Origin of the sequence: Paenibacillus sp. 1-18 (assembly GCF_000520755.1) — a bacterium.
In the GTDB taxonomy this organism is placed as follows: domain Bacteria; phylum Bacillota; class Bacilli; order Paenibacillales; family Paenibacillaceae; genus Paenibacillus; species Paenibacillus brasilensis.
In genome coordinates this window covers 1-11,711 of sequence record NZ_ASSB01000189.1, presented here as the reverse complement: position 1 = coordinate 11,711, position 11,711 = coordinate 1, and the positions used below count along the sequence as shown (strand labels likewise).

The 11,711-nt window shown below is 46.2% G+C and carries 15 protein-coding genes and 1 pseudogene; 8 read left to right on the top strand and 8 right to left on the bottom strand.

Annotation, left to right across the window (positions count from 1 at the left end):
* A partial coding sequence (gene ku / locus L693_RS0111315; protein WP_025717338.1) for a non-homologous end joining protein Ku occupies window positions 1–739 on the bottom strand: 739 nt, incomplete at its 3' end.
* Window positions 740–949: 210 nt separating this feature from the next.
* On the opposite strand from ku, the gene L693_RS0111310 reads away from it, so the two are divergent.
* Together L693_RS0111310 and L693_RS0111305 are read left to right on the top strand one after the other, a co-directional pair.
* On the top strand, window positions 950–1,189 hold the full coding sequence (locus tag L693_RS0111310; RefSeq protein ID WP_025717337.1) for a hypothetical protein: 240 nt from the start codon (window positions 950–952) through the stop codon (window positions 1,187–1,189).
* A gap of 59 nt (window positions 1,190–1,248) precedes the next feature.
* Window positions 1,249–1,428: an H-type small acid-soluble spore protein gene (locus L693_RS0111305; RefSeq protein ID WP_025717336.1), complete on the top strand. Its 180-nt coding sequence runs from the start codon at window positions 1,249–1,251 to the stop codon at window positions 1,426–1,428.
* Between the two features lie 406 nt (window positions 1,429–1,834).
* Here L693_RS0111305 and L693_RS0111300 read toward each other — a convergent pair whose 3' ends face one another.
* The 4 genes and pseudogenes from L693_RS0111300 to L693_RS0111285 all read right to left on the bottom strand — a co-directional run bounded on the left by L693_RS0111300 (window position 1,835) and on the right by L693_RS0111285 (window position 5,171).
* Complete coding sequence (locus L693_RS0111300) at window positions 1,835–2,491, bottom strand: 3-oxoacid CoA-transferase subunit B (protein WP_025717335.1); 657 nt, start codon at window positions 2,489–2,491, stop codon at window positions 1,835–1,837.
* Complete coding sequence (locus tag L693_RS0111295) at window positions 2,488–3,153, bottom strand: CoA transferase subunit A (RefSeq protein ID WP_025717334.1); 666 nt, start codon at window positions 3,151–3,153, stop codon at window positions 2,488–2,490. Before L693_RS0111295 ends, L693_RS0111300 begins: the two co-directional genes overlap by 4 nt.
* Window positions 3,154–3,191: 38 nt before the next feature.
* Window positions 3,192–3,932: an acetoacetate decarboxylase gene (locus tag L693_RS0111290; RefSeq protein ID WP_025717333.1), complete on the bottom strand. Its 741-nt coding sequence runs from the start codon at window positions 3,930–3,932 to the stop codon at window positions 3,192–3,194.
* A gap of 55 nt (window positions 3,933–3,987) precedes the next feature.
* Window positions 3,988–5,171, bottom strand: a pseudogene (locus tag L693_RS0111285) (acetyl-CoA C-acetyltransferase).
* A 532-nt stretch (window positions 5,172–5,703) separates the two neighbouring features.
* On the opposite strand from L693_RS0111285, the gene L693_RS0111280 reads away from it, so the two are divergent.
* Window positions 5,704–6,321, top strand: a complete 618-nt coding sequence (locus L693_RS0111280; protein WP_231503619.1) for a DJ-1/PfpI family protein — start codon at window positions 5,704–5,706, stop codon at window positions 6,319–6,321.
* Between the two features lie 36 nt (window positions 6,322–6,357).
* Here L693_RS0111280 and L693_RS0111275 read toward each other — a convergent pair whose 3' ends face one another.
* A complete protein-coding gene (locus L693_RS0111275) occupies window positions 6,358–6,735 on the bottom strand; it encodes a hypothetical protein (RefSeq protein ID WP_025717331.1) in 378 nt (125 codons plus the stop codon).
* Window positions 6,736–6,929: 194 nt separating this feature from the next.
* On the opposite strand from L693_RS0111275, the gene L693_RS0111270 reads away from it, so the two are divergent.
* Window positions 6,930–7,163 (top strand): helix-turn-helix domain-containing protein, encoded by a 234-nt coding sequence (locus L693_RS0111270; RefSeq protein ID WP_049825134.1) that lies wholly within the window; start codon window positions 6,930–6,932, stop codon window positions 7,161–7,163.
* Window positions 7,164–7,315: 152 nt separating this feature from the next.
* Here the strand turns inward: L693_RS0111270 and L693_RS0111265 are convergent, their stop codons facing one another.
* Entirely contained in the window at window positions 7,316–7,846 is a 531-nt protein-coding gene (locus L693_RS0111265; RefSeq protein WP_025717329.1) for a cysteine hydrolase family protein, read from the bottom strand.
* Window positions 7,847–7,980: 134 nt separating this feature from the next.
* Between L693_RS0111265 and tsaE the strand changes: the two genes are divergently transcribed.
* Genes tsaE through tsaD form a run of 4 tightly spaced genes read left to right on the top strand, consistent with a single transcriptional unit; the run spans window position 7,981 to window position 10,894 of the window.
* On the top strand, window positions 7,981–8,460 hold the full coding sequence (gene tsaE, locus L693_RS0111260) for a tRNA (adenosine(37)-N6)-threonylcarbamoyltransferase complex ATPase subunit type 1 TsaE (RefSeq protein WP_025717328.1): 480 nt from the start codon (window positions 7,981–7,983) through the stop codon (window positions 8,458–8,460).
* Between the two features lie 3 nt (window positions 8,461–8,463).
* Window positions 8,464–9,300: a tRNA (adenosine(37)-N6)-threonylcarbamoyltransferase complex dimerization subunit type 1 TsaB gene (tsaB, locus tag L693_RS0111255; RefSeq protein ID WP_025717327.1), complete on the top strand. Its 837-nt coding sequence runs from the start codon at window positions 8,464–8,466 to the stop codon at window positions 9,298–9,300.
* 17 nt (window positions 9,301–9,317) lie between these two features.
* The gene (gene rimI / locus L693_RS0111250) at window positions 9,318–9,830 is read left to right on the top strand and encodes a ribosomal protein S18-alanine N-acetyltransferase (RefSeq protein WP_025717326.1); all 513 of its coding nucleotides are present in this window, start codon (window positions 9,318–9,320) and stop codon (window positions 9,828–9,830) included.
* Entirely contained in the window at window positions 9,830–10,894 is a 1,065-nt protein-coding gene (tsaD, locus tag L693_RS0111245) for a tRNA (adenosine(37)-N6)-threonylcarbamoyltransferase complex transferase subunit TsaD (protein WP_025717325.1), read from the top strand. The genes rimI and tsaD overlap by 1 nt, the downstream gene beginning before the upstream one ends.
* Before the next feature lie 550 nt (window positions 10,895–11,444).
* Here the strand turns inward: tsaD and L693_RS28030 are convergent.
* Window positions 11,445–11,711, bottom strand: a 267-nt coding sequence (locus tag L693_RS28030) for an ABC transporter C-terminal domain-containing protein (protein ID WP_269320841.1), incomplete at its 5' end; no start/stop codon positions are given.

The following is an 11,711-nucleotide window of genomic DNA, read 5'->3' as shown; positions in this document are numbered from 1 at the left end:
GGCCAGCCATTAAATCCACAACATTCGTTTGCGGCTGTGTTGGGGCGACTCGCACCTCTTCTCCGGCCACTTTATGCTGAATGAGATCCAGTAGACGCTCGCGATACTGGTCCGTATACTTGGCTGCATCAAAAGGTGTAGATAGCTGCTCAATCAGCATTTTTGCCATCGTCAGTTCCTTCTCTTTAACCTCCTCCTGCCCCGGTAAATTAGGAACTTGAGCAATGGGACGAATCTCATCCGGGTAAAACATCGTCTCCACCGCCAAACATTCATCCAGCACCCGAATAGCTGCCAGGCTGCTTTTGGAACGGATAGAGATTTGGGCGATCCCGATTTTTCCGGTATCCTTCATCGCATTCATGAGCAGCTTATACGCATTCGAGCCGGCCTGATCCGGAGATAAATAATACGTTTTTTGAAAATAAATCGGATCAATTTCCTGCAGGTCCACAAAATCCAAAATGACGATATTTTTATCCGTTTGGCCGCTGACCTGTTCCAATTCCTCCTTGTCGAACATGACGAATTTTCCCTTCTCATATTCGTAGCCTTTTCCAATTTCCTCCCATTCAACCTCCTTATCACAAACGGGACATTTCCGTACATAGCTCAGTGGGCTTCCACACTCCTTGTGAATATAACGCATGGAAATATCCTTGTCCTCCGTCGCTGAAAACATTTTAACTGGCACATGAACCAGCCCGAAGCTGATCGCGCCTTTCCAAACCGTATGCATACCGCCAGTCCTCCTTTTTTAATCCGTATTTAGCATCCTTCGATTTCCAACGCTCGGGGCTGTGAGCATATCATTTTTTCACTTAGTATGCTTCTGAGAAAGGAATGTATGTGGTGTAAATGAAGGCTGCGAATTGCTTTCGCTTGCGCATGGCTGCTGCTTTTTTGGTGCATAGTAAGGCATATCCGATTCAAAAGGAGGTACACATTTATGCCCGGAAAATCCTATCCTCGGAAGATCAGTCATCGTGTGGGTCAAAGTCATATCGCCTTTCGGGGGCCTGCCGGAGGTGAACAGGATGCGTTGCCGCCAGAGTTTGCCCTTTCCCATGGAATCCGGCCGCCTTTTCCCGTCGCTGTGGGTCATGTAGATTTGGAGGCTGTGGTTTCAACTTCGCCTTCTCATAGCATCCCTTCATTGGACGTTGAACGGATTATAGATGAGGACTAGGTCAGCTATAAATTTTTAAATTAATGCACATAAAACACAATCAGCAGGAGGAGAACAGCATGAATGCAGAACGAGCAAAAGCGATTTACGATTCGCCCGATACTATTGCCGTACAATTGGATGGCAAACCGATCTGGATTGAGCATGTAGACGAAGCGAACGGTATGGCCACTGTACAGATAGGCAGCAGACCCACCAATACCCAAACCGTCAGTGTGGATCGTCTGAAAGAACAATAGGAGGATGGGAACTTCTATGTTCCAGATTATTATTACGATGAGAGCATGAAGCTGATGCTGCAAAAATACTCAGCCCTTACGTTTTTTTTGTTTGGCATGAGCACCCGTGCTATCAAAAAGCTTCTCCCTGACCGGGGAGCTTACTTCACCAGCCGTGTAGTAGGCTCCCCAATTTGTGAAAGGCTAAAGCCCCTCCCCCTCCAACAAAAAAAGGCTCGCAAATGCTCAGTGAGCAAATTAGCGAACCCTACTTGTAAAAATAAATGCGGTCACAAAGGACTTGAGCCTCCACCGACTTTATCTAGCTTACTACGTTAAGTAGCTAGACTCAAACCAGTCGCCAATTGATTTTCGCCGACAGGCAGTCCCCATCTCCGCTAAAGGGCTTGATCCGTTCCCATGACCTTCACACTGCAATGGCCTTCAAATGTGGTGAAACTATCAGTTCAGCCTCTGTTGCCATTTGAACGTCTTTCACTGACAAACCCGGAGCAATTTCCTTTAGCATCAGCCCTTTACCCGGGATAACATCAATGACAGCCTTCTCGGTTACTATCGTCTTTACAACATTTACAGCAGTCAGGGGTAGCTTGCACTGTTTAAGTATTTTCGGCGCCCCATTTTTGTTGACATGCTCCATGGCTACAATCACTCTCTTGGCTCCGACCACCAAATCCATGGCTCCCCCCATGCCCGGAACCTTTTTCCCTGGGATCATCCAGCTTGCAAGGTTGCCTTTCTCATCGACCTCCAGGGCGCCCAAAACAGTGATATCCACATGCCCTCCGCGGATGATGGAAAATGAAAGCGAACTGTCAAAAAAGCATGCTCCTTTCATAGTTGTAACGTAGTTTCCGCCTGAATCGATACAATCGAGTCTTTCTTTTCCCTGGGCCGCTTTGGGGCCTACACCGAGGATTCCGTTCTCAGCCTGCAGCATAATATGAATGTTGTCGGGGATATAGTCCACTACCATTGTAGGCATTCCAACACCAAGGTTGACAACTTCGCCATTTTTGAATTCCTGGGCTATTCTTCGAGCAATGAATTCTCTGTTATTCATGCGTTTTCACCCACCTTTACAATTGCGTCGACAAATATTCCGGGAACGTTGACATGATTGGGGTCAATTTCTCCCGTCTTTACGTATTCGTCTGTCTGAGCAACTACATACTCTGCCGCTGTAGCCATAACTAAATTGAAATTGCGTGAAGAGCCGTTGATGACAAGATTTCCCGCTTCATCTGCCTTATGGGCTCTGATTAGCGCCACATCCGCTTTGAGCGGGAGTTCGAGCAAATATTCCCTTTCGTCAATTTTGATTTTCTTTTTTCCTTCCTCTACAATGGTGCCTACACCTACAGGTGTTAAAATACCACCCAAACCGGCTCCTCCTGCGCGTATTTTTTCAGCGAGTGTGCCTTGCGGGAAGAGTTGAACCTCCGCTTCTTTCGTCATAAGGAGCCTGCCTGTTTCCGGATTGGAGCCGATATAGGATGCAAAAATCCGCTTTACTCTACCGCTTTTTACAAGATTATAGATAGATAATTCCGGTGTGCCTGTGTCATTGGAAATAATCGTAAGATTGCTTGCGGAATTTGTGTCGACAAGCGCACGCACCAGCTCCTCCGGAAAGCCTCCTGCCAGAAAACCTCCGACCATCACCGTGTCCCCGTCTTTGACCTTCTTAACTGCTTCTTCAGCGGAGATTACTTTGTTATTCATGGTTCCGTCTCCTTATATATTTTTTAGGAAAGCAAGCTTTATTGGAGATAATCGTAGAGAACTCTTCCGTATGGAAGCGTTAAATCGGCAATAAAATGTTTTCCGCCAATATAAGCTTTAACCGGCAAATCTGCCACAGGAGCGTTGACATGGGGGATCAGGTTTAATCTGGCAGGCCCTGACCAGGCGCCCTTTACAGTAATGTTTTCGAGATTATACGCCACTAACTGAGCAATTTTTGGGGTACCATCAACATCAGGAATTAATTTTAAGTTAACTTGCGTTTTTGCAATGGCTTTAGCCGTTTCCTTTTCATCAAGAATGTTATATTTGAAAGGCATGGTTCCCATGGCCACCAGGACGTTATTATAATGCAATGTACCCGTCAGCGTCTCCGTCTCCTCAACGATCAGGCGAGGCTTCGCCCATTTTTTAGGAAAGCCCCAGATTTCACGTCCCCCAAGAATAGCAGGTGCGTTATCCAAATACATTTGGGCAACAAAATTACAGGGTTCTCCGTGAAAAGTACAGGGAATGACAATACCGCTTTCCTCATAGCTTCCTAAACCGGATGAATCGGGCATCTTGATCCATTCATAGGCAACCGTATTGCTTCCATCCGGCTGTAGAGGTTCCGGGACTGCATGTCTAATCGCAGCGGGATCGGATTCATAGGTAATGATAAAAAATTCCCGGTTGATGAAGCGGCATGGCGGGCGCCCATAACTGCCGCTGGCCGCAGGCATGGATTGGAGTGAAAGTACATCTTTTTGATACATAGCGATCTCCCTTCCTTTTTAGAGATAATTCAAAAATTCATCTTGAACGCGCACTTTAAATAAGTGCATTTTCAACCAGCATCGCTATTCCCATTCCCGTTCCGATGCATAACGAGGCTATACCGTAACGTGAAGATCTTCGCACCATTTCATGAACCAACGTAACCAAAACCCTGGCCCCGCTTGCACCGACAGGATGCCCGATCGCGATCGCGCCGCCATTGACATTCACCTTCTCCAGACTGACCCCAAGCTCTTTCAATACAGCTAATGCTTGTGCGGCGAACGCTTCATTAATTTCAAAAAGATCAATTTCATCAATGGATATTCCCTGTTGCTTAAGAAGGGACGAAATCGCTTTTACCGGGCCCATTCCCATATATGCAGGGTCAACGCCAACAAGTGAATAACCCTTGATATATGCCAACGGCTTTAACGCATGTTCCTTACATTTGTCTTCCGACACTACAAGCATAGCTGCCGCGCCATCATTGATTCCCGAAGAATTTCCGGCGGTAACCGTTCCGTTCTCCTTAAACGCAGTTTTTAAATGAGAAAGTTTTTCTTTTGTTGTATTTCCTCTTATGTGTTCGTCTTCCGTGAAATAAATAGTTTCTTTTTTGTTTTTGATCATGACCGGAACAATCTGCTCTTCAAAAACCTTCTTGTTTTTTGCTTCGACAGCCTTTATCTGGCTTTCATAGGCAAACTCATCCTGCTCAAGTCTTGAAATACCATATTTCTCAGCAACATTTTCTGCGGTAATTCCCATGTGGTAATGGTTGATCGGGCACGTGAGGCCGTCGGCCACCAGGGAGTCTACCAATTCACCGTTGCCAAGCTTGTAGCCGTTTCTTGCATTCCTTAGCAGATAGGGGGCGTTCGACATGCTCTCCATGCCTCCGGCCAAGATGATGTCGCCTTGTTCCGCTAATATTGCATTGTAGGCTAAAGCAACGGCATGAAGCCCTGAACCGCAAACCGTATTTATCGTTGATTCGGGTACATCAATGGGGATACCGGCTTTTAGTGCCGCCTGTCTGGCAGGATTTTGGCCATTGCCCGCCTGAAGAACATTTCCCAATAAATTTGATCAATTAAAGAAGGCTCTAATTTACTTTGCTGAAGGCATGCTGTCATCACAATTGCTCCCAGTTCAGGAGCGCTTAGGGGCGCAAGGGTTTTGTTAAAAGAGCCGACCGCTGTTCTCAACGGGCTTACCAAAGCTACTTTTTTCATAAAAACTCACATTCCTTTCGCTGTGTTCAAGACACAATACATCCATGACTGCACTTCAATTCGTAATTTCCGCTCTTAACCTACGAAACGCAGCGACTGCAAGATACATTTGCTTGCGGGCATATCATGGTGCCTAAGACGGTGAGTGTGACGGTTCGATCGCCTTCTTTCTCTGGAAATAAAATACAGTTTCATCATAGTTCCAATGCAGATTTTGCTCAATGTTCAAATTTTTACATATATCTATATACAGATGCTTATGAAGCCATATTCTCCAAAATAAATAGGCCATTCTAATGTTTTCTGTTAATTTCTTGGTTTTTCTGAAATCCATGATGTTAATTGAATTTTATGTTAGAAATGAAAATTTAAATCAACCCGTGAAAAAGTTTTCTCCGCAAATGGCATTCAGCTCATCGCTGAGAAATAAAAAAACTTCCCTATGCAGATTCATAACCGACTTATAGCACCTAAAAAAGCGCCCGAAAAGACGCCTTTTATATTGTCTAATTCAGGAAACGGGGTGTATAGTATGATTAAATATTTGAAGGAAGTGAGCCGTATGGACTTTAACATATGCTTGTTCGATGATTTTGAAACACTAGATGTATTCGGACCCGTTGAGATTTTTGGCCGCCTACCAGAAGTTTATGACTTAAAATATTTCTCTATAGATGGGGGAATTGTTGAGAGCCGACAAAAAAACAAGATTGTCACAGAACCCATTGCACAAGTAAAACCCAATGGCATATTCATGATCCCAGGCGGACAGGGGACAAGAAGCTTAATCCATGACGATACATTTATGAAGCAGATCACAGAGATTGCGGAACAGTCCTATTTTTGTATAACTGTCTGTACAGGTTCAGCGCTGCTTGCCAAAACAGGCTTGTTAAAACACAGGCGCGCCACATCCAATAAATTAGCCTTTGATTGGGTCAAATCCATCGACACGGAAGTTGACTGGATTCCAAACGCAAGATGGGTAGTAGATGGAAAGTTCTATACTTCATCTGGTGTATCTGCTGGAATGGACATGTCCTTAGGTTTTATTTCTGACCAATTGGGTCTTGAAAAAGCTAAGCAGGTTGCCAATCAAATTGAATACATTTGGAATTCCAATAAAGATGATGACCCTTTTGCGAGATAGCGAAAAACTTGTGAACTGGATCAAATAGTGCTTTATTTACTGCTTTTTTATAAAATTAAGTTTGATGTCTCCACGATTGTTTAGCCACAGCAATTCGTTAATTAGAAATGTCATGCTATCCATAGTATGTAGTCTGTCAATTGTATTGGATACAACTTCCATAAGGTCACACTGAATGTTTTCTGCCAGTTGGAGTCCGCCACTGTCACCGTCGACGAATAAGTGGGTATGTTCAGGATGGTCTACTTTGAGTGCATGACGAAGCCACAAACGCCCGTCCTCCATGTAAAAGAAATATTGTCCGTCGTAAATGATCCCCTCAAATATCTCATAATTATGAGATTGGTCATAAGGTCCAAATACCATCGCTGCCCGTTCTAGTACGAATGAATTCGTTTTTGGTTTTATAAACATATGTTGACCCCCTGTTAGATAGTTATTGTATTTTGAAACGGTAACATATTGCTAATAACGAAAGGTTTTGCTACGATGAACAGAAGATAAAAAGTAGTTAACATATCAATATGTCAACATTTTGTGCATAAATGAATAATATCTAATACTGTTCTATATGTGAACATTCTGTGCTTATTTTTTGGAGGAATTTTATGAACCCTTTAAGAATACGTTGTCGCCTTGGTGATATTATGCGAGAGCGGGGACTGCAAAACAAAGATGTAGTGGATTTAACGGGGGTGAGTCGAAACACAATTACTTCTCTTGCAGGTAACGCAACCAAACGGATAGATTACGATACGCTAGGTGCATTGTGTCGGGGATTAGGTGTAACCCCGGGTGATCTTCTAGAGTACATGCCGAATGCCAAAGAAAATATTGAATAAACCTATGTAGAATCCATATACCTGGGTTAGAAATAGCATTGACGTTATAACGTCAGTGTTTTTTTATTCTTCGTTTTTTTGCATTAACGAAAAAAGAAGCCGGCTTGCTTGAAGGCAATCGGCTTGGAATGTAGAGGTTTCACTTTAACAACTCATGAAAAATGTACATCCGCTGTCGCAAGCAAACGCACAAAACGATTACCGAGCATCGCATTGTGATGAGCTACAATCTGTTCACCGCTCAGCACCTTGCTATCAAATGTACTATGCGCATCCGATACGAGCACGTTGTTCTGGTATCCCAGACTATAGGCGCTTCGGCAAGTCGTGTCGAGGCAGAATTCAGTCTGCATCCCTGCGATTACGAGCTGATCGGCTCCCAATCTCTGGAGTACCTCGCCCAATTCGGTTTGATAAAAGCTGTCCCAGGACGATTTACGCACAATTCGTTCATGAGGAAGAGGGCGCACCACGTCGGCGATGGCCCAGCCTGTACTGTGCTCCCGGAAATCCTCATCCGTTTCCTCAGTATGCTGCACAAAAATCACCGGTGTGCCTGCTGCTCTGGCTTTGGCCAAAAGCTGCTGTAAATGTGCTATAATTTCCTGCTCACGATATAGCTTCTCATCATACATGAACATAGCCTGCTGTACATCAATCATGAGTAAAACGGTTTGTCCCATCGAATTGATTCCCTCCTTGTGTGTCTTGCTTAACATACAATAGCATGTTTTCATGCCTTGCGGCGACATAAGGTGAACTATATAATAAAGGACAAGTTGGAACGGTCCGATCGGACGAAAGGTGATTAAGACATATGACAATTTCGCAGGAACAGTTTACGTTTCGTTCTGTCGCAGAGGCGCAGACCGGGGCTTTGGCTGGTTTTTTGGCTGCACAAGCCGTTCCTGGCACGGTGATCGTGCTGGACGGAGATCTGGGAGCAGGTAAAACGGCCTTTTCCAAAGCTTTTGCTAACCACTTGGGTGTCCCAGGTATAGTAAACAGCCCGACTTTTACGCTAATCAAGGAGTATGAAGGCCGATTGCCCTTATACCATATGGATGTGTATCGCATTACCCAGGATGAGGCAGAGGATCTTGGGCTGGATGAATATTTTTATGGGACTGGAGTATGTCTGGTGGAATGGGGGAGTATTATACCCGATATATTGCCGAAGCAGCGGCTTCACATGTATATAGAGACGACAGATGTCGGTGAGCGCTTAATTCATCTCACCGGATATGGCGAGCCTTATGAACAATGGTGCCGCAGTTTGCGGGAGAATGGAGTTTGAACCATGCAAAGAGAGCATACAGATGTGAATGTAAAGCCGCGTGAGCGGTTTTTGGTGTTAGATACAGCGACAACCGTGATGGCAGCTGCCCTGATGAACGGAAGAGAGCTGCTGGGAGAAAGCAATGTGTATGGCGAACGAAATCACTCGGTGCATGTCATTACCGAGCTGGAACGTCTCCTGAGTGAAGAAGGACTGACACGCGATGACGTGGACGGTATTGCAGTCGGTATCGGGCCCGGTTCTTACACCGGTATTCGGATTGCGGTGACTGCTGCCAAAACCCTTGCTTGGGCCTGGGGCGTCCCGGTGACATCCATATCCACTTTGCACGCCTTGGCATGGGGAGGGTGGAATCGTGGTGTCGCAATACAGGAGCAAGAAGGGAAAAGTGAGTCGGTGAGTGAAAGTCCAGCCGGGGTGCAGGCAGCAGACTGGATTGTGCCTGTGCTGGATGCGCGCCGTGGACAGGTCTACACGGGGCTGTTCGCCGTAAATACAGTTAATGGCACTGACAGCCCGCAGCGGCTGGAACCGGATGCGATCCGGCTGATGTCCACTTGGACAGAGGACCTGCTGCAACGACTGGAGACATTGCCTTCTGAAGAGCGGCCAGCAGCTATTTGGTTAGTCGGTGAGACAGCGATTCACGCTGAATCAGCCGAGCGCCTGCGTGCATGGAGCGAGCTTCATATTGTACCGTATGAACTGGAAGGAAAATGGGTTGGCCGCCTTGGGGCGGATAAGCTGCTTCGTCAGGAACATGACGAGCTGCATACGCTGGTTCCGAATTATACCCAGCTGGCGGAGGCGGAAGCCAATCTGCTTCGTCAGCGCTAAAGAGAGCGGTGAACAACATGGCAAAGAACATGCAACGGGAAGAGAAGCTTGAGTTTCGCTTGATGCAGCTGGATGATATTCCCGATGTGCTGGAGATTGAGCATGAAGCGTTCACGCTGCCGTGGACGGAAGAAGCATTCCGCAATGAGCTGACGATGAATCATTTCGCCAAATATATGATTATGGAACTGAACGGAAAAGCCATTGGTTACGCGGGCATGTGGACGATTATGGATGAGGCCCATATTACGAATATTGCGGTTCGTGAGGCTTTTCGCGGGCGTAAGCTTGGTGACAAGCTATTGGATGAGCTGATGCAGACCGCCTCATATTTGGGGATGGAACGTATGACGCTGGAGGTGCGGGTAACGAATCGGATCGCTCAGGGCTTGTATGAGAAAAAAGGTTTTAAGCCCGCAGGTGTCCGCAAAGGCTACTATTCGGATAATAACGAGGATGCCGTGATCATGTGGGCGGATCTTCCCGCGCATAAGGCATCCGATGAACAGGAAGGAAGCGTGCAGGAGTAATGACGCAAGAGAAAAAATCAGGTACAGGCACCGCCTCCGGTGAGCCTTGCTATATACTGGCCGTGGAAACGAGCTGTGATGAAACGGCTGTTTCCGTCGTAAAAAATGGTACAGAGGTACTTTCAAATCTCATTTCCAGTCAGATTGAAACACACAAAGCCTTTGGTGGTGTGGTGCCAGAGGTGGCATCGCGCAAGCATGTGGAGAGCATTACGTACATGCTGGACGAAGCCATGCAAGCATCTGGTATTACGCCCCGCGAGCTTTCGGCAGTTGCCGTGACACAAGGACCGGGACTGGTCGGCGCGTTGCTGGTTGGTATTGTCGCCGCCAAGAGCGCGGCCATGGCGTTCGGCAAGCCATTGATTGGGACGCATCATATTGCGGGACATATTTATGCCAATCAACTGGAGCATGAGATCGTATATCCATGTATCGCACTTGTTGTGTCAGGAGGACATACGGAACTGGTGCTGATGGAGTCCGAAGGCCAGTTTCAACTCATTGGCCGGACGAGGGATGATGCAGTAGGGGAAGCTTATGACAAAGTAGCACGAGCCATTGGCTTTCCGTATCCCGGCGGTCCGCATGTGGATCGTGTGGCCCATGAATCGGAGGAAGTCGTCACTTTGCCGCGTGCATGGCTGGAGCCGGATTCTTATGATTTTAGCTTTAGCGGTTTGAAATCTGCGGTGCTGAATGTGATTAACCAGACGAAAATGCGCGGAGAAACCGTCCAAGCCGGAGCGATCGCAAGAGGCTTTCAAGAGTCGGTTGTAGAGGTGCTGGTGGAAAAAGCGATTCGTGCCATGCGTGAATACCGGGCGAAGCAGCTTCTGCTCTGCGGCGGTGTCGCTGCCAATCGTGGACTGCGTACAGCATTGCGTGAGCGCTGCGAGCGTGAAGGCATCGAGCTGCTTGTACCGTCCATGAAATATTGTACAGACAATGCAGCCATGATCGGTGCTGCGGCCTACGCCAAGTGGAAGCGCGGGGAATTTACCTCACTCGACATGAAGGCAGATCCAGGGCTGTCTCTGGAGGAATGGTCTGTCCAATCTTAATTGAACAAGAATGTGTAAGACACGGCACAGCTGAGGCTGTGTCTTTTTTGTTCCATCCTGGTTAATATAAAAACAACATAAATTCAAGTGGTCTAATTACAGGAGTTTTTAGCTGATCAATGATAGCATCTTATTCTCCCGCAGTGTTCATCATAATCGTACACGGTTTTTCATGATTCACCAAAAAACCCAAGGATTTTAATACTCCTCGAACAATGATATGATTTGTCAAGTTGTGAACAAAGTTATCCACATATACCATTGAAAATGTGGATAATAATGCTGAAAGCAAGCAGGCTAAGACTTTTTGGAGGTAGCAAGTCAGGGGAAATTTTGCACCTCTGACTTTGGTGAAAACTGTGGATAATGTGGATAAAAAGGTGGATAAATTTGGTTTTCATGTGAAGGTGGCTTTTTGGCAATAAAAAAATGGCCTAAAAGGCCATTTTTCAATCTCACTCATACACATAAGTTGTGGATATCTCTGTGTACAAAAAGAAGGAAGAGGCAAATGTGAAATTTCTAGGGCTGAGATTTTATGCAGTAGCTGTCAATCCTCTAACAGTTCTTCCCATGCCGCATAGGTTTGAGCCAATTCCTGTTTATGGTTGTCGAGTTGTGCCTGAATTTCCTGAAGCGCCTCGTAATCCTGATAAATCTCGGGTAGGGTCATTTGCTCCTCTAGCCCTAAAATTTGCTCCTCCAACACTTTGATTTGGTTTTCCAGGGCTTCCAGCTTACGCTGACGGCTGCGTTCCTCGCTCTTGGCTTGTTTGTCTGCTGCATAGGTAGCTGCGCGTGATTTAGGTGTAGTCTC